Raw genomic sequence first — 24,459 nt, 5'->3', positions numbered from 1 at the left:
CCCGCAAGACACTGGACTACCGCACCCCGGCAGAATCATTCGAGCAGCTACTCTCGGACCCAAAACAACCACCCGTTGCAACGACCCCTTGAATCCGCCGATCGAGCATCGGGCTGCTTCACGTCGTACGCTCGCCGCATGCGACGCGTTCTCGACTTCCTCGGCATCACCCGGGCCAAGGGATCACCTCGCCCCAAGCTGTTCACGGCGATCGTCGGTGGGTTCGGCTTGTTCCTCGTCATCTTTGGCGGCGCGGTGATCGCAGGGAACGTGGAGTCCGGCCACCCCACGCCAATCTGGATCGGTGGCACACTGATCGCGGTTGGCCTGGTGTGCTGGATCGTCGAAGCCGTTCTAAGTAGTCGCACGGCCGGCGGCGGGCCGTCTCAGTAGCCGATCCGTAGGCGGACGCGGCAGTATCGCTGGCGCTGCCTGTCCGGTGCTCGATGCCATGCTGACGCCATGGACCACAGCATCGTCACCGAGCACGTCACGTCTCGAGACGGCACCTCGATCGGCTACCTCCGCCAGGGCACCGGACCAGGCATGGTCCTGGTGCGGGGCGCGATGGCTGACGTCCACGCCTACCGAGACCTCGCCCTCGCCCTGTCTCCGTCGTTCACGGTCATCACCGCCGAACGACGCGGCCGCGGCATCAGCCCGCGCCCGTACACCGCCGACCACACCATCGCCCGCGACGTCGAGGACCTCGACGCGATCATGACCGCGACCGGCGCGATCAAGCTGTTCGGGCTCAGCTCCGGCGCCGTCATCGCTCTGGAGGCGACACGCACCCTGCCCCAGGTGGAGCGGCTCGCGGTCTACGAGCCCCCGTTCTACCGCGACGGCATCGACCGCGACGGCATCCGCCGACTCAACACCGAGATCGAGCGCGGACAGTCCGGGGCTGCACTCATCGATGCGCTCGTCACTGCAGGGACCGCACCGGCGCTCATCGCGCGAGCGCCGCGGGTCCTCGCCCGCGCTGCGGGCCGTGTCGTCCTCGCACTCCAGTCCCGGCAGCGGGGGCCGGCGCCATCGCTCCGCGACCTCCTGCCAGGCGTCCGCTACGACTTCCACGACGTCGCCGAACGCGACGGTCACATCCAGGAGCACGCGAGCATCGACCGTCCGGTGCTCCTGCTCAGCGGAACCGCGAGCCCCGCGTTCCTTCGCACCGCGATCCGAGACCTCGCCGGCATCGTCCCCGACGCACGGCACGTGGAGTTCGACGGACTCGGACACGACGGCCCCTGGAACGGCGGCGGTACCGCGGAGATCAGCGCAGCACTCCGTACCTTCTTCACACCCTGAACCGGCGGCAGCAGCGTCTCGATAGCCGATCTGCTACTGGGCGGAGCCCCGTCGCCGCGCCGCGCGGCCGGCTGGTCACATCGCGAGGAGCTGCGCGTTCCGGGCTGCGATCTGCTCGTCGGTGTCCGGGGAAATCATCGGCAACCCGAACTCCTCGGTCTCCGACTGGATCTTCTCCGCGGTGGGGCGGAAGGTCCGCTCGTACTCTGCGAAGGCGGCGAGGACATCGCCGCCGGCCGTGACGAAGGCGTCATACAGCGCGGTCGCGCCGAGGATCGCGACGGACCCGCCCATGCCGGCGGCGGGTGAGGGGCAGTACGCGGCATCACCAACGAGCGCGATCCGGCCCGCCGACCACGCGGGCAGCCGGTTCTGGCTCAGCTTGTCGAAATAGAAGTTGTCGGCACTCAGGGCCTGGTTGAAGACGTCTGAGAACGGCTGTCCGGCGTCGGCGAACACCTCGCGGATGATCTGCTTCTGGGCCTCGACGTCGTGGTGGTCGTACGCGATCTCCTCGTCGGACTGGAACATGAACACCACGTCGGTGCTGTGCTCGTACGAGTTCAGCAACAGCGTGCGGCCGGGTGCGTTCTGGATGCGCGACGTCCACGGCTGGATGAACATATCCTGGACGACCGTGACGGATGTGTAGTGGTGCAGGAAATGGCTGTAGTCCGCTTCCGGACCGAACCAGAGCCGCCGCACGGTGGAGTGGTTGCCGTCGCAGCCGAAGACCATCGCGAACTCCCGCTCCGGCCCGTGACGGAACGAGGCCCGCACTCCGCCGGGTGTCTCGGTGAGTGCGGTGATCGAGTCGCCGAACGTCACCTCGACGGTGTCCGCGATCTCGGCGAACAGGATGTCGAGGAGGTCATCTCGGTGGACCTCGACGTCGTCGAAGCGGTGAATCTCGTAGTCGTCGATGACGATGCTCTCATCCGACGCATCCGGGTCAGCGGTCACGACGGGGGTGCCGTCGAGGTCGGCGATCACGGTGGTCCGCGGCGGCAGTGCCTTCGCGCGGACCGCCGTGAGGACGTCCATCCGCTCGAAGATCTCCATCGCGTCGCGCCGGAGGTCGACGGGCGTCCCGCCCCTGCGAAGACCCTGCGCCTGCTCCACGATGGTGACCTCGTACCCGAGGCGCCGCATCCAGATCGCTGTCGTCACTCCCGCGAAGCTCGCTCCCGAGATGAGGACCCGGTCGGGCTGCTGTGTGGTTCCCGTGCTCATCTTGTGTTCCTCCCTGGCGGACCGCCAAGACCGATTCTGGAGTGACTCTATTTTTTCAGCATAGCACCGTTCTTGGAGTGACTCCACGTTTGTGGGAGGATGGCGTCGTGCAGGATCAGATGGGTCTCCGGGAGCGCAAGAAACTCGAGATGCGGCAGCGGCTGGCCGATGTCGCCGCGCAGCTCTTCATGGATCGCGGGTACGACGCCGTGGCAATGTCGGACGTTGCGAGAGCCGCTGGGGTGGCAGACCAGACCGTCTACAACTACTTCCCGACGAAGTCGAACCTGGTGCTCGACCGAGCCGACGACATGCTCGAACGCGCACAGCGCGCCGTCCTCGAGCGGGCTTCAGACACAACCCCGGCTGAGGCGCTGAGCGTGCAGGTGCACGGCGATATCGACCACTTCGCGGCACGCGATGCCGTCTTCGCGCGCGGAGAGTTCCCCGCGCAGTCAGTGGTCAGCGACTCGCTCCGCCGCTATGCGTTGGAGTTCCGCCAGAACCAAGCCGAGGCAATCGCTGCAGCCATCGGGCAGACGGATCCGGACGTGCCCGCTCTCGTCGCCCGCGTGCACGCCAGCGCACTCACGACCGTGATGCAAGCGGTCACCGACCGTATCGGGGCAGCGATCCTGTCCGGAGCAGACCTCGCCGCGACCGCCCGCGAGCTCCATGTCGACGCGGACGTCGCCCTCACGGATGCTTCGAACACGTTTCGATCAACGATGGCACGATTCTCAAGACCCGCCTGACGCTAACGCGAGCAAGCGACTCACCGCTTTCGGGCGCCGAGCTGGCCTGTCGGGCCGCCGGCAGATCAGGTTGACGCATCGTCTCAGTAGCCGACCGGCTACTGGGACGTCGAATCGTGGCGCCGTTCTTCGCGTAGTTGACGATTCACTGTCCGCATGCTTGCGGTGAGAGCTGCCACCGTCTCGACAACGAGCGCCACTTGTACTGGGTCGAACGCGTCGAGGACGGCCTGGACGTTCGGTGACGCCTTGGCTGCGAACTGCTCAGTCCGAGTCCGGGCTTTCTCCGTTGGGCGCAGGGAGACGATGCGGCGGTCTCGGCTTTCACGTGTGCGCGTGATGTGCCCGCCACGTTCAAGCCGAGCCACGAGGGCGTTCGTTGCACTGGACGTCATCCCGATGCGCTCTGACAGACGCACAGCAGACAGAGGCGTCCCATCACGATCTGCCCACACGATGTCGGCCAGGGCTGTGCCATCGGTGGTCGGAAGGCTCATCGCGTCCGCGAACAGCACCGTGAACTCCGCAAACGCGACCACGTAACCGCGCAGCTCCCCGATCATCGTCGATCCCGAGTTGGCCATGCCCCCACGATAGCGGAAGCGTCACCATAGAGTCACTCCATCATGGAGTGACTAGAGTGGCGGGACCAGTCAATGCGCTGCATCCTTCAAGGGAGACACATCATGCGCCACGCTCGTTCTCGATTCCGTTCGCCGGTCGACCGGTTGCTTGGCCTCGGCCCGGCTACGCATCGCTTCGAGATACACCGTGATCTTCGAGTGGCGATGGGTGACGGTGTGGAGCTCGCCACGACACGGTACGCACCGCGGGGCCAGACCCGTGGGCCCGTGATCCTCATCAGGACGCCCTACGGTCGCGAAGGGCGGCTCTGGAGCTACTTGCTACCACGACCGTTCGCCGCCCGGGGGTACCAGGTGGTGGTGCAGGACGTCCGCGGCACGTTCGACTCCGACGGAGTGTTCGAGCCCGGTCGTCACGAGCGTGCCGACGGCACGGCAACGGTCGCCTGGCTCCGGGACCAACCATGGTGCGATGGCCGGGTGGTCATGACGGGCGGCAGCTACCTCGGCACGACGCAGTGGGCCGTCGGCCCCTACTTGGACAACCCCCTCACGGCGATGGCGATCAGTATCGGGTCGTCGACGATGATGGGCAGTTGGTACCCGCAAGGAGCGTTGGGGCTTGATCAGACGCTCCGCTGGTCGTTCCTCATCGGCACACAGGAAGGACGCATCGGCGGCCTGTCGCTGCTGGTCAACAAGCGGAGGATCGCCCGTGCCCTTGCGGCACCGGATTTCCGAGACGCTGACGTGAAAGCACTGGGAGCCGTGTCTCCGATTTACCGCGCCGGGATCGAGCATGCCGATGATCAGGGGTACTGGGTCGACGCTCTCGACTACAGCGCCGACCGTGCAGACCTCACCACACCAACAAGTATGGTCACCGGCTGGTTCGACCTGTTCCTCCGCGACCAACTGCACGATCACCAGGCCCTCATCGCCGCCGGACATCAAAGTCGCATCACGATCGGCCCGTTCTCCCACGGCAGCGCTCAACTGATCCCGCACCAGGTTCGCGACGCACTCGAGTTCTTCGACCACACCCTGCACAACAAACCCCTCGTCAACACGGCGCCGGTGCGGTTGTTCATCCAAGGTGTCGATCAGTGGAGCGACTACGCCGCATGGCCCCCACCTGCCCAACCCGTCGAACTCGCCCTGCACGGTGACGGAACCGCCGCATTCGGGTCTCCATCGACTTCCATCAGTGACGAGACGCAGTGGAAGACGATCGCGTACGACCCGTACGACCCGACCCCAGCCGTCGGCGGACCCACCCTGAACATGCCCGCCGGCCGCCAGGACCAAACCGCCGTCGAACACCGTGCCGACGTCCTCGTCCACACCAGCACCGCGCTGGATGGTCCACTCGAAGTCATCGGCACCATCACCGCCCACCTCACCGTCACCACCCCGGACCCCAGCACCCTCGTCGTCGTCCGCGTCTGCGACGTCGACGAGCACGGCACCTCCTGGAACGTCACCGAGGGTCTGGTCCGGCTGACGGACGGGCCGCGCAGTCAACGCACGGTCCGAATCGACCTCGATCCGACCGGGTACGTCTTCAAAGAAAAACACAAGCTTCGCGTCCACATCGCAGCGGGAGCGCACCCCCGCGTCGTCGACCAACGCGGTGGCACGTACCAAATCGCCGTCTGCTACACCGACACCAGTCCCACCATGACATTTCCGGTCACAGCAGAAGGCGGCTCCCAGCCCGGTTACCACTGACCGAGCCCCGATCGGCTACCGGGCAGGGAGACGTGCGCTGCTCGGTACAGGTCGCTTGGCCCGCGGAGTTCACCCCACCCGAACGAACTCTCCGCGATGAAGTCCTGAAGATCGCTCTGGACAGACCGCACCAGCGCCCGAGCGTCGTCGTCCCACTGCAGTGCTCTTGATCCCGCATACTTCGCCGAACACCGCCCACCGAACCCAGACCGAACCACTCCCCATAGCGTCGGAGGTGGAGAGCTCACGCCCGTCGGCGACCCGCTGGACCCGAACGCTCAGCGTCCTTCGGTCACGTGTAGTGAGCATCGAGTCGAACATGGGCTCGAGGAGCCGCATCAGATCCGCCACGGACATCAGGGTGCTCACGTCATTACCGTAACGACTGCGCGGTTTCCACGATCACCCGCCGCCCGGTAGCCGATCGTCATTCGGGACAGTGCCAGAGTCACCAGCCCCGCCCGGTGATCCACCGTCTGACGGGCACGCAGAAACGATCGTTTGTTTGGTGGAAGGTGTGCGTCACGGACCCGTCCGGCACGAAGTGCGCCCCCCCGGGTACCAGACGGCAGCGAGGGTGTTCGGGGCATCGGCGCAGTCGCGTCCGTCACCGCACTCGTGGCAGCGGGCATCTTCTTCGCCCCTCAAACTGCCGGAGCCAGCGCCGCTGCGGCCGTTGCGGGCATCAGTGGAGCGGTTGGTGGTAGAACGGCCCCGTCCTGGAACAGGCGGGTGTGTCAGGTCAGGGGGTTTTGCGGACCGGGTCACCGGTGGTGGTGGGGTCGTGGGCGATGTCGTGTTACCGGGACGAATACACCGACCATGGCCGTCCGGGTGGTGGCCGCGCGGGTGGCGAAGGAGCCCACCAGCCCGGCCAAAAGCCGCAGAACCGGTGGTGTGACAACTCGAGAATGGGCGTGGGGTCCACCCGGCGTGTCGACTTGGACTGCGTCTTGCCCAGCGATAACCAGTCGCTCTCCGGCACGCGGATCAGTGCGGAACGCGCCTCACTGCTCAGCCGGGTCGACTTCGATGATTACTTTGCCTGCCGCTGAGCCCTCTGCCAGCCGGTGGGCCTCGGCCGCCCGGTCGAGGCTGAAGGTGCCGACGATCGGGACCCGTAGCAGGCCCTGGTCGACGAGGTTGGCAAGGTGTGCGAGGTCTTGAGACCGGGCTCGAGTCGCTACGAACCCGAACCGGGTTGTCGGCTGGTCGTCCTGTTCTATGGGTCCTTCAGAGCGTCGCTTGCGGAAGCGGTGGGCGAAGCCGGTGGGGGAAGGCAGAAGGCTCCGAAGAGCGTCGACGGATACTGGTCGGGTCGACACCATAACGCCTCCTGGCTCAAGCACTTGCTGCACATCGGCGAACCGGTAGCCGCCGGTCGTATCGAGCACGACGGTCGCTTGCAGGCCGGAGGCGAGGACGTCCTCGACCGTGTAGTCGATCACCCGCGCGGCTCCGAGCGCGGTCACGTGGGGCAACTTGGGTCCACTCGCCACACCTGTTACCTCGGCCCCGGCTAGATGCGCCAATTGAACGGCGTAGGAGCCGATTCCGCCGGCTGCTCCGAGCACGATCACACGGGCCGAGCTGTGGCGGTGCTGGAGGCCAGCCACACCGAACAGCGCTTGCAGCGCGGTGAGTCCTGCCAGGGGAAGGGCTGCGGCGTGCACGACGTCGATTGAGGTGGGGGCGAGTGCGGCTCGTCCCTGTCGGAGCAGCACCTGCTCGGCGAGTCCTCCGCCGCCATGGTCAAGGAGTGCCATCACCTGGTCGCCGGGCGTGAAGGCGGTCACCGCGGGTCCACACTCAATCACCTCGCCGGAAACATCGAAGCCGGGGATCAGCGGCAGCCGTTGGGCAAATACGATTGGGGCTTTCCCGCGGCGGAACCCTAGATCGGTGCCGTTGATGCTCGAGCCGGCGACGCGAACGAGCAGCTCATCGCCGATTGGCGGCCGCGGCCGCGGCACGTTATCCAGCTGCAGTACCGACGGGTCGCCGTACCGATGGAGTCGCACGGTCCGCATGGTCTGGTTGGAAGCAGATGACGACTTACTCACGCCGTGACACCTGCCCGGTTGCATGCCCGCGTCGTGACTCGCGATGGAGACTGCAGGTGCATTTTGTGCGACGCGGTCAGCACGATCGGCAGTGCGGAACGACCGGCGTCCGGACCGAATGTCCGCGTGACACCGATGACACTCGGCACAGCCTCGGCCGGCCAGCCGGAGACCGGATCGGCGAACAGTTGGTTCCCGACGGCCTCACGACCACCCGGCTGCGCACGACGCCCACTTCCAGAGCGTTCCGAGAACGCCTGCGAAGTCCGCGCCTCGGCGACTACGTCATGGCCCGCCGATGCTGCCGCCATCACAGCGCAGCGGTCATCTCTTCTACCTGCACCCAACGTGATCATTTGCATCCGAACCACCTCTCGCCCGTCAGGCTACCTGACAACTTGCGCTACTGGCGTGGGTTTGTGTGCTTGCATGGAAGCCGATGAGCGGACAGGATCAGCAGGGGGCACAGGCGTCAGGGGACGAGTTACCGCTTGCGCTGCTGCTGCTGCGGGCGAGCCGCTGGTTCGACGGACACCTGCTGGAGGCGCTACAGGCCGAGGGTTGGCCTCGGCTCATGCCAGCGCAGTCGCTCGTATTCGCACAACTGGCCCCGGGAGGCATTGCCCCTGCCGAGTTGGCCCGACGGCTAAGGATCTCGCGGCAGGCCACGCAGGAGCTTGTCGCAGGGTTAGCCGTTCAAGACGTGCTCGAGGTTGTCGACGACCCGGCCCGGTCACGTGGGCGTCTGGTGAGGCTCACCCCGCACGGGCGGCGCCTCACGGCAGCCGCGCGGGCCATCCTCAACGACCTCGAGCACCAACTCGGGGATCGGCGGTCGGCAGCGCTTCGCGAGCTGCTCACCCCGTTCGCCAGCCCGTATGAGTCCGACCCGGCGCTCAACACTGGATGAAGCTGACGCACCATGTTCGGCTCGGATGACGGGACGGATCAGGGTCGGGTCGTCGTTCGTCACGACTGACATCCTTCAAATTCTCCTCATAAGCAACGATCGCGGTCAGTGACGTGCCTAGCGGTGGACAATTGACCTCGGTCACGTCTGGCTCGTCCGTTCATGCCGCACACCCCCATCGCACCGGATCCCGCGGAGCTCGGACAGACACGGGGAAAGCAATCGAGCTTGAGGTAGGCGACGATGCAATGGTCCCTTGGATCCTAGGCCGTCCAGCGAGACGCAAAACCTGAGTCAAGCGGCGGAGCGTCCGTCGAAATCGGGACGTGCCGCGATAGTTGATCCTGAGCTATCCGATGACCGCGGTTTGGTCGCCACGAAGAAGTCCTCGTAGCGAGGGCCGTCGTTCAGAACCGGGGCGGGGGCAGGAGGCACGTTGGAAGATCGCCGGTGGGCGACGGCCTTGATGACCTCAGGGTCTGATAGTCCGGCACGGAGCCGCCAGCCAGCGCCGGTCGTCGGTAATTCGCTCGCGGCTAAAGGTGGGGTGTAGGTGCTCACTGAAGCCAGGCCGACTGATGCGCGTGCTGTCACTGTGCTGCTCCCGGTTTCGTTCAGACGAGGACGTGTTTGCGACCAAGGTCCGGGGTAGCCGTGGGTCAGCGTAGACCCCCTACAGGCGGAAGTAGAACGCGGGAACAGATAACTGGGTGTTGCGGCATGATGAGAGCGGGGTGGGGTGGTTCCCGCTCAAGTGGTGGCGTTGGTCCTGATCCGGATTGTCGCCGCGCAGCGCCCGCCCTGCCAAATGGCGGGCGCTGTCCCTCGGTCCGTCGAAGCGCCGACTTCCCGGGACTCGCGTCTACTGCGACAGTGGTGTCGTGGGCTTGTTCGGGTCGAACTCTTGAGAGAGGGTGTCGGGCGAGCCATCGAGGTCCGGCACCCTCACACCGTCCAACGTACGTCAGTGTGGCGTCGACGTCGCCTCGACACACACAAACCCGGAACTCATGACCACCCGTACTCGGGATCGTTCAAAAAATCGGCGTAGCGGACCTCTGCTTCCAGGGCAGCGCTTAGCTCGAGGCGCTCACGGACAAGCGCGCGGATGGCATCCGGGTCACGCATGCCCCTCTTCCGCCACTCATCAGGAAGCGTCCGAAGGTGCGCAAGCTGGTCGCGTTGCACCTGGTCCAAAGTGTGCCGACGCATCCGGTCCGGCGTCGGCTCGTTAGGGTCGTCCATGCGCCTCATCTTGCGATGAGAGTAAGGCGAGATGTTTTAGGTAGCAAACCCGCCGGTCTGCGTTCCTGTCGGCACCATGCGCGCCGTCTCTCGCGGCCATACGCATCATCGTCTGCGTATGGGACCCCGACTCTCAAGCCGCTGGCAGCCTCCGGAACTGGTTACTCCTCCCAACCTCTCGGAGGAATCGGTCGGGGGGCGACAGGCGGTGCGGGCCTGCATCCGGTACACGCGTGGGTGCTATTCGGGCGGGAAGCACCCTTACCCGCAACACGTGTCCTACACCCGTCGAGCCTAGGGCACCAGATCGCCAGAACACGCTGGACGAGACCGGGCTCCGATCTCACTGCAATTGAGATCGGAGCCCTCTCATCGCGCACCGGGCGACCGGCGCCGATACTGCGCGCTAGCGAGCCCTTTCAGGCGACTGCACATGGTTCCGTAGCGGCGCCGTCCGCTCGGATGTCTGAGTGGTGCGCGACGAGCTCGACGGTGCGGCCTGCTGACGGGCGATGTTGCGGTTCGCTTTCGCGCGGAGTTCCTGCGCGAGCTGACGAGCTCGTGGGCTGTACTGCGCCATCACCGCTCCTCCTCCGCAACCACCTGGGCTGCATCCGCTTCGTTCGCAATGCTACCCGCAACCGGCTGGATCACGTCTGCCACTGCGATAGCGATCTGGTTATCTTCCACCGTGACCCACTCTTGGTCAATCAGCTCCAAGAGAACCGAGATCCCGAGCTCAGCCGTCTCGTCCTGGACTGCGTGGTCCGCGGCCCAGGTGAAGCGGGTCCACCACTGCGCCCGCTGCTCTGCAATTTCCCGCTGAGATCGGTCGATTTTCGCGAGGCGTTCCCGTTGTTCTCGGTCCGCAGTTGCGACCGCGGCGCTTCGCCGACTCGTGTAGAGCGCGGCGCTGAGCGCGATGACCGCAGCGCAGACCGCCGCTAGTCCCCCGAGGCCGGGCGACGTGACGAAGGTACCCACCCAGGGCCAGTCAACGACGAAGGGTGGAAACAAGCGCCCTACGACAGCCCCTACGAGGACAAGCGCAACCCAGCCCAGAACACGCCGAACACGTACTGGCCGCCGGCTGTCTTCCGACTCCTCAAGAGGCTCATCGCTCGTCATAGAAGCAAGGTACCGACTGGCGCAGCGCCGTCAGCAGCGGTCAAGGCCGTGTCCCGGGCAGGTAGTCACTATCCCCCGGTCCTCGCGCCGTCCCCTGCAGCACAAGAGTGCGTCTCAATAGCCGATGGTCTGACGTACGGCCGGTTAGTGGTCTCGGCGAACGCGGTCGAGGTCGGCGCGCACCGTTGCCGGCTCTGTAGACAGCGGCAGGTTCGCTGAGTCGCCGGCCCCGTCCAGGTCGTCCTCGAGGACATCGGCTGGGAGGGCGTCGAAGACGGGGGTGAGGTCGGCCTGTTCGGGGCCGTGTTCAGCGACGAGCTCGAACGTTTTCCCGATGGCTGCTGGGTTCGTGAGGCTCTCAACGAGGACCCGTGCGATCTGACGGCGGGCGATCACGCCATCGGCCGGGGTGCCGGCCTGGTGTGTGTCGCCCTGTCGGGGTGCGATCCGGAATTGGTCGTCGTCGTTGTAGTCGAACCAGCCGGGGCGGACGATCGTGTAGTCGTTGCCGCTGGCGCGCACGAGTCGTTCACCCCGCCGTTTCCACTCCGAACTGTCCCGGAGCGCGGTGACGCCGATGGTGGTCATCAGCGCGATGTGGACGGGACGCCCCTCGAGCGCGTCGAGGACGTTCCGGACGGCGCCGTAGTTGACCGCTTCGGCGTTGCTGTTATCGCCGTGAGTGAAGATCACCGCGTCGACACCCTTGACGGCGTCTCGGAGGGTCGCCGGGTCGGTCAGGTCGCCGAGGACGATTTCCGCGCCGCGGGCGAGGCCCTGCGCGCGGTGCTTACTCCGTGCGAGGGCGCGGGTGTGGTGGCCTGCGGAGATCACCGTCTGGACGACGTCGCGGCCGATGCTGCCGGTTGCGCCGACGACGAGGACGGTGAGTTGGTCAGTCATGGTGTTGCCTTTCATGCCAGGTCGGCGGCGCGAAGCCACCGGTCGATGTCGGTGCCCGCAGACGCGCCGCGGACATCTTCACCGCGGACGGCGAGACCCGTCCCGAGACGTGCTCCGCTGTCGAGATCTCGGTAGAAGGATGCAGTGTTGCCGAGGCCGCTGACGGCGTAGGTGACGAACGGCAGGAGGTTCTTGCCAGTGAGGTCGGCGGCTTCGACGAAGGTCGCCATGATCATCGGCGGCTGCACGTTCCAGATGGGGCTACCGAGCAGGACCGTGTCGTAGCCGGCGAGGTCGGGCAGGTTCCCGGCGATCGCAGGGCGGGCGTCGCTGTTCTGCTCGTCAACGTTGCGGGCGACGGTGGGGTCGTACCGATCCGAGTACGCGTCTGCGGCTTCGATCCGGAACACGTCGCAGTTGATGCGGTCGCGGATCAGGTTCGCGAGGACCTCGGTGTTGCCGACGTCGAGAGTGCGGCGTCCACCGTTCCAGTAGTTCTCCCCGGCGCGGGAGAAGTACACCAGCAGCGTTCGATCTGGGTTGCTCGGTGCGGGGGTGGTGGGTGTGGTCACGGTGCGGCTTTCACGGTCGGAGGTGGTGCAGGCGGCCAGCAGCCCGGCCGCGGCGGCGCTGATTGTGGCGACCGCGGCGGTCCGCAGGAGCTGCCTGCGGGTGGGCTGCTGGGCGGGCATGACGGGTTACGCCTCGGCGCGACCGGTCAGCCAGCGCACCATGTCGGGGTCGACGTGGGAGAAGAACTGCGACTCGCCCGCCTCGAGCTCGGCGATCTTGCTCATCTGCTCGTCGGTGAGCTCGAAGTCGACGACGTCGAGGTTCTGCTGCATGCGCTCGGGCTTGACCGACTTCGACACGACAACGACGCCGCGCTGGACGAGCCAGCGGAGCACGACCTGCGCGACGGACTTGCCGTGCGCGTCGCCGATCTCGGACAGAACCGGGTTGGTGAAGAGGTCGTTCTTGCCCTCGGCGAACGGCGCCCACGCCTCGAGCTGCACGCCCTCACCGTGCAGTAGCTCCTGGTAGTCGGCCTGCTGGTGGAACGGGTTGGTCTCCATCTGGTTCACCGCGGGCACGACGTCGGCGAACGCGATGAGGTCCACGAGGCGGTCGGAGGCGAAGTTGGACACGCCGATCGCGCGCAGCCGACCGTCCTTGTGGGCCTGCTCGAGGGCACGCCACTCGCCGTAGTAGTCACCGAACGGCTGGTGGATCAGGTACAGGTCGAGGTAGTCCAGGCCGAGCTTCTGCAGCGACACGGTGATCGCGTCGCGGGCGCCTTCCTCGCCGCGGCGCTGGATCCACAGCTTCGAGGTGATGAACAGCTCATCGCGGGGCACACCGCTGGCGGCGATGCCGCGGCCGACGGCTTCCTCGTTGCCGTAGGACGCGGCGGTGTCGATGAGTCGGTAGCCGGCCTTGATGGCGTCGGTGACTGCCTGCTCGGTCTCGTCGGCGGGGATCTGGTACACGCCGAAGCCGAGCTGCGGCATCGTCGCGCCGGTGTTCAAGGTGACGGTGGGGATGGTGCTCATAAGCATTCCTTCCAAGAAGCGGGAGCGGCTGCGGTTCGGCCGGTGATCCCATAGAACAGCGCTCTCCGCGCGGGGAACAGGCCGCGCTGTTTGGTGTACTGGCAGTGTCTGTTCCGCCGTCACGGGTCCGCCTACGCTGACGAACATGGACACCGGAACCGAGGCCAGCGACTTCCTCCGCACCCGCCGCGCCCGCATCAGCCCCGAAGCAGTCGGCCTCACCGCCTCCACGACAGGGCGGCGCGTCAAGGGACTCCGGCGAGAAGAGGTCGCAACCCTTGCCGGGGTCAGCGCTGAGTACTACAACCGGATGGAACGCGGGAAGCTCGCCGGCGTCTCTGAGTCTGTCCTCTACGCCGTCGCCCGCGCGTTGCAGCTCGATGAGTCCGAAGAGCAGCACCTGTTCGACCTCGCCCGCGCCGCGAATGCCGAGAACGCAGTGGCCCGCCCCTCCCCGAAGCGCACCGCGCGTTCCCGCGCCAACGGCCGGGTTCAACGGCTCCTTGACGGGATGAGCGACCTGCCCGCCTACGCCCGAAATGGCCGCACCGAAATCATCGCGATGAACCAGCTCGGCGCAGCGCTCATGCCCGGCCTCGTGCCGAACGGGAAGGAGCCGGCGAACATCGCCCGCTATCTCTTCCTCGACCCGTCATCGCAGGAGTTCTACGACGACTGGGAACGGGTCGCCCGGGACATGGTCGCAGCGTTCCGCATCGAAGCCGGCCGCACCCCGTTCGACCGGTCCCTCACCGACTTGATCGGTGAGCTGAGCACCCGCAGCGATGCGTTCCGCACCTGGTGGGCCTCCCACAACGTCCGGCTGCACACCAGCGCCACCAAGACGCTGCACAACCCCACCGTCGGTGAGGTCGAGGTCACCGGCGAAGCACTGACTCTCGCCAGCGAGCCCGACGTCACGATCATCACCTACGTCACTGAACCCGCGTCCGTGTCCGAGGAACGCCTCCGCGTCCTCGCGAGCTGGGCCGCCAGCAACACCACGGCCACGGCGGCCACCACGACCCGGTAACCGTGGCGGGCTCGCCCCGCCCATCACCGCACCCGCTCGACGACGCGGCAGTCTCTGCCGCTCATCGTCGTGCCTATCGAAAGGACCCACCCGTGAAGTACACCCGCCTCGGTAACTCCGGCCTGAAAGTCAGCAGCATCGCGCTCGGCTGCATGAGCTTCGGCGACCCCGCCAGTGGCCACCTGCAGTGGTCCCTCCCCAAGGACGACGCACTGCCCTACTTCCAGCAGGCCCTCGACCTCGGCATCACCTTCTGGGACACCGCGAACGTCTACTCCTACGGTGACTCCGAACGCATCGTCGGTGAAGCGATCCGACAGTTCACCAACCGTGACGAGATCGTCCTCGCGACTAAGGCGCACTTCTCCGACAAGCCCGGCACCGGTCCCGGCCTGCACGTCGCAGGCCTGTCACGGAAGGCGATCATGCAGCAGATCGACGCATCGCTGACGCGCCTCGGCACCGACTATGTCGACCTGTACCAGATCCACCGCTTCGACCCGGAGACCCCGATCGAAGAGACGATGGAAGCCCTCCACGACGTCGTGAAGGCTGGCAAGGCCCGCTACATCGGCGCATCTGCCATGTGGACGTGGCAGTTCGCCAACATGCAGCACGCCGCTGACCTGAACGGCTGGACCCGGTTCGTGTCCATGCAGGACCAGTACTCCCTCCTCTACCGAGAAGAAGAACGCGAGATGTTCGGCCTCCTCGCCGACCAGGGCGTCGGCAGCATCCCCTACAGCCCTCTCGCAAAGGGCCGCGTCGCCCGCCCTGCCGGCGAGCAGACTAAGCGCTCCTCCGACGACCCAGTCGGGAACACCTTCTTCGCCGACACCGAACGTGACCGCCCCGTCATTGACGCCGTCCAGAAGATCGCCGAGGCACGCAACGTCCCCATGGCGCAAATCGCGATGGCATGGGTCCTCAACAACCCGGTCGTGAGCGCACCCATCATCGGCGCGACCAAGCCTCACCACCTCGACGACGCTGCCGCGGCCGTCGACATCGACCTGACTGCCGACGAGGTCTCCGCACTCGAGGAGCACTACCAGGTGCGCCCCGCCGGCGGCTTCTGAGCGCGAACGGAAGTCCTGCGCAAACCATCGACGACGCAAGCAACTACTACATACGCGAAGTCGCACCCCAGCACCACGCAGACCTCGCACAAGAAGAGCGAGTAGCAAGCGCCGCGAAGCGGTGACTCACTGGCGGGAATCCGAGAGCCCGGGTTCCCGCCAGTGCTCTGTACGGGCGACCCTGAGGCCTATCGGGCAGGACTTCGACGCCACGAGTGAGAAGGCGGAACGACTGCTGGGAGGGCACGCCCGTCCGATCGAAGACAGCATCCGCGACACCGCTGACAGCCCTCATCCCCCACGGCATCATCGAGTAACACCCCGTGGATCACCCGCCGCGACCGCATCAGGGGCGAGCGCGGACGCGCACACCAACCGGTAGAGGCGACGAGAAGTACACCTCGATCGTCGAACCCCTGCCGGCGGAGGCGATTACGGCGAAATGAGCTGCTGAAGATGCAACTGCGCGCCGAGATAGTCCGACGCGAGGTACGCGCTTCTGGCTTGATCGGCTCGCGAGGCGGCCCTCTCTGAATACAGCCGCGCGAGCGGGAGGAGCGAGTCGCCTGCCGCGGTGATCCGGCGGCCATCAAAGCGGCTTGGGTCGTTCAAGCCGGCGAGCTCGATCGCGTTGAGCCAGGAGAAGAAGCCCGTCAGGTCCAGCATCATCGCGAACGGTTGGTGCTCGCGCAGGTACTTCGCCGCACGCAACTCCAGGTACAGCGACGTGATCGGCGCCCCCGACCGGTACTTCCACAACTTTACAAGCCGCACGAAGTCCTTCGTCCGCGGGATCAAATCACGGGTGCCGTTGACGTACTCGTTGTGCTTCACCGGACTCGACTTCACCCACCCCGTGCCCTTTGGATCAGGGATCCAATAGTCACATCGCTAGTGATGTGCGCTGGCATGACCTCCGTGGGCGGTCCGCTAGGCCACTCGATGCGCACCCCGGGACGGTCGATCGTGACGGACCGTGCGTACCACCGAAGCTTGTCCGCCAGGACGTTCTTCAGCTGCAGGATGTCGTCGTAGCTCTGGCTCGGACGGACATGCCGCATCGATGCGAAGTAGTCGACGTCGCTCCACACACGGAGGGCGGTCCCATGGGACCAGGACCCAGTCTCGAAGATCCGGAACGCATCCATGCCGGCTACAACGGCATCCTGGATGGCGGTTCGATGGGCACTCGCGACCGTGCGGTCCTCCGCTGAGGGCGTCATCGCAGCGACAGCATCATCCAGGTAGCTCTGCACGGTCATCGGGCGTCCGCCCTATGAGTCTGACCGCCGTCGCGCTCGATGTTCCTTTTCGCCCGGAGATAGGCCCACCGCGGCGTCGGATCCGCCCGTTCACGCGCAGCGTCGAGCTGTGACGCAATCTCGTTAAGACGGCCCCTGAGGACCGAATCATCAACCGACGTCAGCGCGTCGACGCGTCGGAGTCGGCGTGCTCGGTCCTGAATCGCAAGAAACTGCACCGCAACTGATTGCGCGCGCTCCGCACGCTTCGCAGGCCGCAGGGTTCCGTGAACGCCGGTTGCTGCTGCTGCCAACAACGCCAGTCCACCGGCGAGGTACTGCAACCCGTCCGTTGCGAACGTCAGCACACCGCCCACAGCGCTTCCCACAGCAATGACGCTTCCCAACGCCCAGCTCCAACCGGTCCACAGCTTCGCCGCTTCAAGGTTCCCCTGTTGCCCGAATGTCGCGTTCTCCTCGAGGCGATCGGCCTCAGCGCGGATCTCGTCGCGCACTCCCCCATCAGCCATCAGCCATCAGCCATCAGCCATCAGCCATCAGCCATCAGCCATCAGCCATCAGCTGCAATCTATGCGTTCTACGCGCCTCCCTTCAACCAGTCTCAATAGCCGATCGGCTACCGGACACGTCAGCGACGACGCCGGAGGACGCCGACCACTCCGACGATGACGATGACGACAACGGCGGCAACCATGAGCCATACCGGCACGGACATGCCGTGCTGAGAACCAGCGCCGCCGGGAGGGCCGGCGAGCAGAAGCAGGATTGAGTTCACGACGTAGGCCTCCAAGCAGTTCAGGTCAGCTTGCCACTGGTAGGTGCGCCGGAGGCCGATCGTCCACCGGGCGAACACGCCTAGCTAGCACCTGTTATCAGGACGCAGGCGAGGATGGTCGCATGGCGGGCCACAGGGCACGCAATGCTGAGACAGCTTCATCAGCCGATAGACCAGCGTTCTGCGACGCGCGGACGTAATCACCCGCGGCCTCAGCAACCTCGACGCTCGTTGCTTGCCCGTCGCGCACGACGGTTCCCCGGCGGCTGGTCGAGATGATGCCGGCCTTCTCGAGTTCGAGATACGCGCGAGCGACCGCACCCGTCCCGAGGGACAGGTCTCCAGCGAGCTGCCGGACGGAGGGCAGTCGGTGTCCGGGGGGCAAGCTCCCGATGCGCACGAGACCTGCGAGCTGCTGACGGATTTGCTCGAACGGCGGCACGGCACTCAGGTGATCGATGCTGATCATGCCGGGACCGATGTGGGCTGCGACGCTCTAAGGGTCGTTGAAGCGCGCGTGAGCGAAATAGTCGCCGTCACCGATGCGATGAGGGTTCCGAGAGCACCGACGACGGCTATAACCCCGGCCACAGTCAGCCCAGTGCCAAGGTTGGAAAGGAATACGTCTCGTGTGCCTTCTGCGCTGCCGACGGACGCCCAGCTCGTCGAGGCGTAGCCGAGAGCGATCAGGGCGGTGGCAGTCGAGGTGAAGAGTGCAGCAGACGTCAGGAGAAGGATGAGCCGGCTGGCGGAGCCGCGGATGGCTCGATCCACATTCAGCATGTCCGCGGGGAGAGCTGGCTGACCGGCCACTCGCCTCAGAGCGCACCATGACGCCGCCGTGAGACCCGCGTCGGCGAGACCCGCGACGCCGAGTCCCCATAGCTGTGACGTGACGAACGCCGAATGCTGCGCAGCCGCCGCGGCCAGCAGCGCAAGCAGCAAGACGGCGAGCACGCCGCACAGGACCAAGAGAGCGCCGGGCGCATGATCCCCGACCCGGCGGGGCGTCAGGAGCGCGGTGGCCTCGGGCCTGACCGGTGCAGGCCGCCCGGGAATTACCGCATACGCGGCAAGGCCAGCAGAAACCGCAGTGAGCGGAACAACGAGCAGGGCCACAACCAGCTCCCACGCGGCCGCCGTCGCCACAGCACCTATTCCTGCCGCCACCGCGACCGCAACGACCAGGGCGAAGGCTGACCTCAAGGCCGAGGCGTGCAGCGCCGTTCTTGCGTCGCGGGGCGATCCATCGAGCCCCGCGACCGTATGACGGTATGGGGTGAGCGCTCTATGCGCGACGATGACCGCCGTCGCGGCCGAGAGGCCGAACACCCCACCCAGAACCACAAGTCCCAGATCCATCGCAACACCCTTCTGTAACGCCTCAGCAGTACAGCAACTATCACGCCTGTACCGATCAGCCGGTACACCCACAACAGGGGCCGAGTGGCTGAGATTCGCGAGACGGCCGACAAATTGGGGCTTCACCAGCGAGGCAGGCTGCTGGCCCTGCGGCAGGCTGCGGCGCAAACTAAGGCCATGACCTTCAACGATGCAGCCACCGCACGAGGCCGAAAACTCGTTCGCATCCTGGGCTGGATTGCTACGCCACTAGGAGCTATAGCGCTGGCGACGGGAATCATCGAGTCAGTGACAGGTACTGGAGTTGGCTGGCTCTTCATTGTCCTCGGGGCCATCCTGCTCGGGCTTGGTGTCGCGTTCATCCGACTAAGCACCATAGGGACCGGCTCCTCGCACAAAGGCGCGTGACAGTGGATAAGACAACTCGAAAAGTTCTAATAGTGGTGTTCTCCCTTTTTGGGCTGATTTTCTTGGCCCTCGGAGCTGTCGAGCTCGCAGTCCGCCACAGCTACTTCCTCGGCGCTCTCCACGTTGCGCTCGGCTTGATGTGGCTGATCGGCGCGACGCTCGTCCACCGGCGCGCACCTCGCGTCTAGCCGCCTCGCACGGTGGGATTGGCTGCCGTTCATCCTGACACTCGTCTCGATAGACGATCGGCTACCGGACGCAGTCTGCAGGACTCCGTTGCACCGAGGGTTCAGCCGTGTCTGCTCGTAGCGGGGGAGAGCCCAGGCGACGGAGAACGCCGCCGGGAGCGCAGCGACGGCGATCCGTCGTCGCGGGAAACCGAACGCGAGCAGACGAGGCTTCACGACGGCCTGGATCTCGTCGACGAGGGGGCGAAGCGTGGGGTCGTACCGGCGGAGGGCGCCGTCGAGGTCGTCGGGTGTGGCGGTGATCTCACCCACGAGGACGTAGGCCTCGACGAGCCCACCGGAGATGCCCATTCCGCTATAGGGCTACTGGCACTTCCAGAACAAGAAGGAGCTGCTGGCGGCGATTGCCGCAGCCGCGCTGGAATCGCATGACGAGCTTTCGTTACCGCTGACGGGCGAGGACTGGAGGTTGTGGTTCCTGGAGAACTACTGGAGCTTCCGCGGCGCGCTCGTGGCGCATCGCGACTGAGCACGCCTCCACGCAGGCTCCGCTCCCGACGAGTCGTTCGAGGAGGGTTCGCCGCTTCATCTCGGTCATCGGCGCGACGTTACCTGTCTAGGCGCGGCATCCGCTAGCTGATCGGTTAGCAGACACCTGCGGCGCCGGCGCTCGTCCTGACGTGAGCGACAGCTCTACCCGTGCGCTCCCTTCGGATCGCGCGCTCAGTGCCAACGTCTGGACCCAAGGCGACAGCCGCACACTGAGCCAGTCGAGAACCGAAGCGATGAACAGCGTGGAGCGGCCGAGCTCAGTTCCCCCTGATCGACCCGTAGCTCACGGATGCGAGCGCGAAACGACAGGAACCCTGGCCTTTTCGTCGTGGATGCCGCCACGACGGTAGGCACGAGCAGATCTGCCGGGGACTGAGGACGCGTCATGACTCCCCGTCGCTCCGACGACAGCTCTGCCGGCCTACGGACGCAAGTAACCGCTAGCGTCGCACCACTGGTTTGAGGAACGGACGGCACTGAGCGTCAGCGTGTCAGTTCGCGTCGGCGAGGCTGCGGGCAAGGTGGGCGGACCAGATGTCATACGTGTTGGTGTACCGCTGCTCTTCGGACTCAGGGCGCCACACGGAGTGAGTCAGTTCTTCGGGAAACGGGACGACGATGACTTGGGTGTGTTTTTCAGCCACTGCATCGATGCGCTTGTTCAGCGCACTTCCGTGGAGGCCTGCTGCGACTCGAGCAGGCCGAGAGAGGCTGCCGGCATTGCTCAAAGGCGGGATGTGGGCAAGCAGGATCCGAGCGTCCATGGGCAGTATCGACGTCAAGGTCGAGACGGTGTCACGAATTCCAGCTTCCCAGCTCGTCAAGGTGATGACGCGGAGTGCATCAGTGATACCGACAAGTACGACGACGACGTCAGCGTGCCGAAGCTCACCTTCAGCGTCGACGAGGATTGCTGGTGCATCGGCCAGCCGTGCATTTGGGAACGGATGGATGCTCCAGGTGACGCCTCTCTGAGTTCGAGCGTTGCGGTGGCGAGCGAAGAAGCCCGCCATCGAGAGCTGATGCGTTCGCACCCCGAGGCTGATCTGGCCGGCTTCGCCAAGGAAAACGACCCGGTCCGGGTCGGCCCCGGGAACGGTGCCGGAGCGCCTGTCGTCAGAATAGATGTCACCCATCGAATCTGCGCGCCGGAAGAAGAACTCTGTCACGCGCGCCAGGCGTGCTGGGGCCTCAACTACGCGTACGAGGGTGCGGGCGAAATTGGTCATCGGATACCTACCGGTCTCCGCCCGCACCCCGACGCCACAGCGATGGGCTCGTCGGGTCAGGACTGACCTGCCGGCGAAGCGCAACTGCTGTGTCCGTGGAGCGGGCGTGCGTGCGTAAGGGAAGGATGCATGCTGCCGGGGTCTGGGGTGGCCGTACATCACAGTTCGGACTTTGAGGGATTATGCAAGCACATCGCGCCGGCCGGGGGAACCCCATATATCGATGCGCTCGCGGCTCTGAATCAGCTACCTGCGTCCGTCGTCACGGCAAGGGCGCCAATGGTGGATGGCCAGCTCTTCTCCATGTCGGAACCTCAACCTAGGACGTGCCTCCGGCGTGAGAACCCGCAGTGCAAGGAAACGAGGCCACCGCTGACCGTCATCGCCTCGAACGCGTGCCCAGACAGCAGGTTGGGTGTTACCGGCTCGGGTGGCCGCCAACGGTCTACGCGTCTACTTCTGGGGGCGCATGTCGGTTCTGACGCCGATAGCGGCACATCACTCTCCGCCGGTTTACGCACGAGCTTCAGCTAGTTAGCCCAGGCTGTGCGGACCGCCCTACGCTGATCGTGAGATGCAGAGCACGGACGTCGGAGATGAGTCAGAAGCGGATGCGGTGCGTCGCCGCCTTCCGCCCCAGGAGCGATACGAGCAACTGGGGCGCCTCCGGGCAATGCCCGACGAGTGGCGGAAGCGGGGCATGCGCGACCCAGCCGCAATCAGCGCGCTCGTTCAAGAGCGACTCGACCGGAGCGACGCCCTGGAAGCAGAAGTTCGTTACGCAGACTTTCTGAGCGACCCCGAGTTCGGCTGGTCCTGAGTTCGCGTATCGTCCGCCTCGACGCGACGTCCGCCCCCCGCTGATTCGCGTCGAGCCTATGCGAGGGTGCCGAGCGTGGATGGCCCGCCCGACACCCTCTGTCGAGAGCTCGACCCGAACGAGCCCTCCGGTTCACCATCTCAGTCATCGATACACGGCTCCGACGTCCAGGTCCAGAACTGGGGCCAGCACTAGTGAAAGCCCCAGAAGGTGGTGGAGCTGAGGTTCTCCCCGGCTGCGACTGTTACCGCGACGGATCGTGCTGTCAAACGCGGTTGTGCTCTCGAGGTGGTCGCGGAGCGCAGGCACCATGAAGAACCGCGCGTAGGCCCGGCTCCGAGTCTGCTCGATATTCGGTTCACTTCGAGTGGGTAGGTGACGTGAGGGCCCGCTATCGACTCTGTTTTCGTAGTGTGAGGACGAGGATGACGGCGCCGGCTGCGGCGGTGAGGGTGCCGCTCCATATCCAAATGGACACGATGAACAAGGCGCGATTGGTGGTACTGGCTGCGGACGCGTAGCGAAATGGAATGCGTCAGTCTGGTGTGCGGCGGCGTGTTGCAGGGTGAGGCCGACCGCGGCGGCGACGACACCGACGGTGAGAACCGCCATGCCGATCAGTAGCCAAACGGGATGCGGGCTGTTGCTCGGGAAGCGTCGACCGGGTGCGGGCTGAAGCATGTGGCCATCGTCGCTTGCCTTCGTGGGTCAGCACAAGGGTATAAGGAGTCGCAACTCATTTCGCGCACGCCTTGGTACCGGGCAAGGAACACTGGCGCCGCAGCAGAAATCGAGGCTGTGACCAGCGGTACCATCTATGGTCATTGAGGCGACCTTGGACAGTGAGGAGTGATGCTGATGGCTACCATCCGAGCGGTCGCGTCGCGCGCTGGCGTGTCCGTCGGCACGGTTAGCAACGTTATCAACCGGCCGTCGTACGTCAACCCGGAAACCCGGGATCGTGTTCTCGCCGCCATCGCCGACCTCGACTTCATCCCGACCCAATACCGCCGCCAGTTCCGCCCAGGTCGCGAACGCGTCATCGGTTGTGTCCTGGCCAACATGGAGAACCCGTCCTTCATTGACGTTGCCATGGGCATTGACGACGAGGCGTCGTCCTGCGGTGTCGGAGTTGTCATCACCCACAGCGCTGAAGATTCGCTGCGAGAGCAGCACAACTTCGACCTCCTTATGCAACTGCGCGTGCACGGCCTAATCGTTGCGCCCGTTCAGGGCGAGAACCCCCGGCTCGAAGAGCTGGTTATTAAGGGCGTGCCGCTGGTCTACATCGACCGTTTCGACTCTGAGGAAAAGATCAGCAGCGTTGTGGTGGATCGCCTCGTTGTCGGTCAGCTCGCCGGCGAGCACCTTATCGGCCTCGGCCACCGCGACGTCGGATTTGTCTCCGGTCCGATAGACTCGCATTTCGTGCGCAATCAACTGCATGGACTGCGGTCCGCAGTCGACTCTTCTGACGACGTTGCCCGCCCCGTGCGCGTGCTAAGTGCCGTCGGCTGGTACATCGCTGACGGACTTGCTGCCGCGGAAGAGTTCTTGTCCATCCCGTACACAGAGCGTCCCACCGCAGTGTTCTGCGCGAACGACAAGCTCGCGGTGGGATTCATTCGGGGCTGCCATGAAGTGGGCATCCGAGTCCCGCACGACGTATCGGTCGTCAGCTATGACGACCTCGCGTCCAGTGCCGACGCACCTGTGCCGCTAACGACAATCCGCCCGCCAAGAAGTCTCATGGGCCGCTCGGCTCTACAGATGTTGCTTCGCAAAATCGACAATCCGACTACTGACGTCGAACGACTTATCCTGCAGCCGGATCTCATCATTCATGAGTCGACCGGTCGGCGAACGATTTAGTACGGACGTGCTCCTGATCAGTTGCCGATCCGGCTCGCGCCCTGCACGCCTCCGGTATAACTTTCGGCAAAGATCGGCTTGGTGTCGCACATGCGATCTAGGCCGGAGTAGCGCGCTCGAGGTGCGGTCGGCCACCGGCCACCGGCCACCGGCCATTGGCCACCGACGCTGAATGCTCGGGCCGCGCGTGCTCGAAGCGCTCTGGGTGGCGGACGGGCTAACGGACGGGTGTCGGTCAGGTTCGCACATCGCTCCGCGGCGACGACGCGCGTGAAGTTCCCGGTCCTGCGATGCACAGATTGCGGCGCCATCGGGCCGTCTCCCTCCCGCGGACTAGTGGCTGAGACCTGAAGAATCCCAACCCCAGCGGACTACCTGTTGCAACGGCAGTATGCTCCGACACCGCTCCGGCGGTCCGAGCCGTCCGGGTGGCCGACCGGCTGTGGGACTGCATTTGGGG

The 24,459-nt window shown here is 65.5% G+C and carries 24 protein-coding genes; 9 read left to right on the top strand and 15 right to left on the bottom strand.

Annotated elements, in window-relative coordinates; translation table 11 throughout:
* Positions 1–138: 138 nt before the first annotated feature.
* Both ASF23_RS05065 and ASF23_RS05060 read left to right on the top strand, forming a co-directional pair.
* The gene (locus ASF23_RS05065; RefSeq protein WP_055950061.1) at positions 139–393 is read left to right on the top strand and encodes a hypothetical protein; all 255 of its coding nucleotides are present in this window, start codon (positions 139–141) and stop codon (positions 391–393) included.
* Positions 394–462: 69 nt separating this feature from the next.
* A complete protein-coding gene (locus ASF23_RS05060) occupies positions 463–1,314 on the top strand; it encodes an alpha/beta fold hydrolase (protein ID WP_055950058.1) in 852 nt (283 codons plus the stop codon).
* A 75-nt stretch (positions 1,315–1,389) separates the two neighbouring features.
* Here ASF23_RS05060 and ASF23_RS05055 read toward each other — a convergent pair whose 3' ends face one another.
* The gene (locus tag ASF23_RS05055) at positions 1,390–2,547 is read right to left on the bottom strand and encodes an FAD-dependent monooxygenase (RefSeq protein ID WP_055950055.1); all 1,158 of its coding nucleotides are present in this window, start codon (positions 2,545–2,547) and stop codon (positions 1,390–1,392) included.
* A gap of 41 nt (positions 2,548–2,588) precedes the next feature.
* On the opposite strand from ASF23_RS05055, the gene ASF23_RS05050 reads away from it, so the two are divergent.
* Entirely contained in the window at positions 2,589–3,302 is a 714-nt protein-coding gene (locus ASF23_RS05050) for a TetR/AcrR family transcriptional regulator (RefSeq protein ID WP_156364249.1), read from the top strand.
* A 98-nt stretch (positions 3,303–3,400) separates the two neighbouring features.
* Here the strand turns inward: ASF23_RS05050 and ASF23_RS05045 are convergent, their stop codons facing one another.
* Positions 3,401–3,886, bottom strand: coding sequence for a MarR family winged helix-turn-helix transcriptional regulator (locus ASF23_RS05045; RefSeq protein ID WP_156364247.1), 486 nt, complete (start codon positions 3,884–3,886; stop codon positions 3,401–3,403).
* A 72-nt stretch (positions 3,887–3,958) separates the two neighbouring features.
* Between ASF23_RS05045 and ASF23_RS05040 the strand changes: the two genes are divergently transcribed.
* Positions 3,959–5,617, top strand: a complete 1,659-nt coding sequence (locus tag ASF23_RS05040; RefSeq protein ID WP_082473843.1) for a CocE/NonD family hydrolase — start codon at positions 3,959–3,961, stop codon at positions 5,615–5,617.
* A 1,007-nt stretch (positions 5,618–6,624) separates the two neighbouring features.
* Here the strand turns inward: ASF23_RS05040 and ASF23_RS05035 are convergent.
* Positions 6,625–7,680, bottom strand: a complete 1,056-nt coding sequence (locus tag ASF23_RS05035; RefSeq protein WP_162236713.1) for an NADP-dependent oxidoreductase — start codon at positions 7,678–7,680, stop codon at positions 6,625–6,627.
* A gap of 439 nt (positions 7,681–8,119) precedes the next feature.
* Between ASF23_RS05035 and ASF23_RS05030 the strand changes: the two genes are divergently transcribed.
* Positions 8,120–8,590, top strand: coding sequence for a MarR family winged helix-turn-helix transcriptional regulator (locus ASF23_RS05030; protein ID WP_055950041.1), 471 nt, complete (start codon positions 8,120–8,122; stop codon positions 8,588–8,590).
* A gap of 1,008 nt (positions 8,591–9,598) precedes the next feature.
* On the opposite strand, the gene ASF23_RS05025 is transcribed toward ASF23_RS05030, so the two are convergent.
* The 5 genes from ASF23_RS05025 to ASF23_RS05005 form a co-directional block, all read right to left on the bottom strand.
* On the bottom strand, positions 9,599–9,835 hold the full coding sequence (locus ASF23_RS05025) for a hypothetical protein (RefSeq protein WP_055950038.1): 237 nt from the start codon (positions 9,833–9,835) through the stop codon (positions 9,599–9,601).
* Between the two features lie 579 nt (positions 9,836–10,414).
* Positions 10,415–10,963 (bottom strand): hypothetical protein, encoded by a 549-nt coding sequence (locus ASF23_RS05020; RefSeq protein ID WP_156364245.1) that lies wholly within the window; start codon positions 10,961–10,963, stop codon positions 10,415–10,417.
* Positions 10,964–11,107: 144 nt separating this feature from the next.
* Positions 11,108–11,866 (bottom strand): SDR family oxidoreductase, encoded by a 759-nt coding sequence (locus tag ASF23_RS05015; RefSeq protein ID WP_055950084.1) that lies wholly within the window; start codon positions 11,864–11,866, stop codon positions 11,108–11,110.
* Between the two features lie 11 nt (positions 11,867–11,877).
* Positions 11,878–12,558 (bottom strand): flavodoxin, encoded by a 681-nt coding sequence (locus ASF23_RS05010; protein ID WP_082473841.1) that lies wholly within the window; start codon positions 12,556–12,558, stop codon positions 11,878–11,880.
* Positions 12,559–12,564: 6 nt separating this feature from the next.
* Positions 12,565–13,419: an aldo/keto reductase gene (locus ASF23_RS05005; RefSeq protein ID WP_235510790.1), complete on the bottom strand. Its 855-nt coding sequence runs from the start codon at positions 13,417–13,419 to the stop codon at positions 12,565–12,567.
* Positions 13,420–13,564: 145 nt separating this feature from the next.
* Between ASF23_RS05005 and ASF23_RS05000 the strand changes: the two genes are divergently transcribed.
* Positions 13,565–14,452, top strand: a complete 888-nt coding sequence (locus ASF23_RS05000; protein WP_055950030.1) for a helix-turn-helix domain-containing protein — start codon at positions 13,565–13,567, stop codon at positions 14,450–14,452.
* A 92-nt stretch (positions 14,453–14,544) separates the two neighbouring features.
* Positions 14,545–15,531, top strand: coding sequence for an aldo/keto reductase (locus tag ASF23_RS04995; protein ID WP_055950027.1), 987 nt, complete (start codon positions 14,545–14,547; stop codon positions 15,529–15,531).
* Positions 15,532–15,963: 432 nt separating this feature from the next.
* On the opposite strand, the gene ASF23_RS04990 is transcribed toward ASF23_RS04995, so the two are convergent.
* The 5 genes from ASF23_RS04990 to ASF23_RS04970 all read right to left on the bottom strand — a co-directional run bounded on the left by ASF23_RS04990 (position 15,964) and on the right by ASF23_RS04970 (position 18,930).
* Entirely contained in the window at positions 15,964–16,365 is a 402-nt protein-coding gene (locus tag ASF23_RS04990; protein WP_055950023.1) for a hypothetical protein, read from the bottom strand.
* Between the two features lie 11 nt (positions 16,366–16,376).
* On the bottom strand, positions 16,377–16,793 hold the full coding sequence (locus ASF23_RS04985; protein ID WP_055950020.1) for a hypothetical protein: 417 nt from the start codon (positions 16,791–16,793) through the stop codon (positions 16,377–16,379).
* Positions 16,790–17,287, bottom strand: coding sequence for an SLATT domain-containing protein (locus ASF23_RS18205; RefSeq protein WP_162236712.1), 498 nt, complete (start codon positions 17,285–17,287; stop codon positions 16,790–16,792). Before ASF23_RS18205 ends, ASF23_RS04985 begins: the two co-directional genes overlap by 4 nt.
* 378 nt (positions 17,288–17,665) lie before the next feature.
* Positions 17,666–18,037, bottom strand: a complete 372-nt coding sequence (locus ASF23_RS04975) for a GntR family transcriptional regulator (RefSeq protein WP_055950012.1) — start codon at positions 18,035–18,037, stop codon at positions 17,666–17,668.
* Positions 18,034–18,930, bottom strand: a complete 897-nt coding sequence (locus tag ASF23_RS04970) for a hypothetical protein (protein WP_156364241.1) — start codon at positions 18,928–18,930, stop codon at positions 18,034–18,036. The genes ASF23_RS04975 and ASF23_RS04970 overlap by 4 nt, the downstream gene beginning before the upstream one ends.
* A gap of 177 nt (positions 18,931–19,107) precedes the next feature.
* Between ASF23_RS04970 and ASF23_RS18200 the strand changes: the two genes are divergently transcribed.
* Complete coding sequence (locus ASF23_RS18200; protein WP_156364239.1) at positions 19,108–19,338, top strand: hypothetical protein; 231 nt, start codon at positions 19,108–19,110, stop codon at positions 19,336–19,338.
* Positions 19,339–19,364: 26 nt separating this feature from the next.
* On the opposite strand, the gene ASF23_RS18640 is transcribed toward ASF23_RS18200, so the two are convergent.
* Both ASF23_RS18640 and ASF23_RS04960 read right to left on the bottom strand, forming a co-directional pair.
* On the bottom strand, positions 19,365–19,877 hold the full coding sequence (locus tag ASF23_RS18640) for a hypothetical protein (protein WP_055950005.1): 513 nt from the start codon (positions 19,875–19,877) through the stop codon (positions 19,365–19,367).
* Between the two features lie 692 nt (positions 19,878–20,569).
* Complete coding sequence (locus tag ASF23_RS04960) at positions 20,570–21,307, bottom strand: hypothetical protein (RefSeq protein ID WP_055950075.1); 738 nt, start codon at positions 21,305–21,307, stop codon at positions 20,570–20,572.
* A gap of 1,678 nt (positions 21,308–22,985) precedes the next feature.
* Between ASF23_RS04960 and ASF23_RS04950 the strand changes: the two genes are divergently transcribed.
* Positions 22,986–23,999: a LacI family DNA-binding transcriptional regulator gene (locus ASF23_RS04950; protein WP_162236710.1), complete on the top strand. Its 1,014-nt coding sequence runs from the start codon at positions 22,986–22,988 to the stop codon at positions 23,997–23,999.
* The last annotated feature ends 460 nt before the right edge of the window (positions 24,000–24,459 follow it).

Source organism: Curtobacterium sp. Leaf261 (genome assembly GCF_001422205.1).
Taxonomy (GTDB): domain Bacteria; phylum Actinomycetota; class Actinomycetes; order Actinomycetales; family Microbacteriaceae; genus Curtobacterium.
This window is presented reverse-complemented; position numbering and strand designations above follow the sequence as displayed.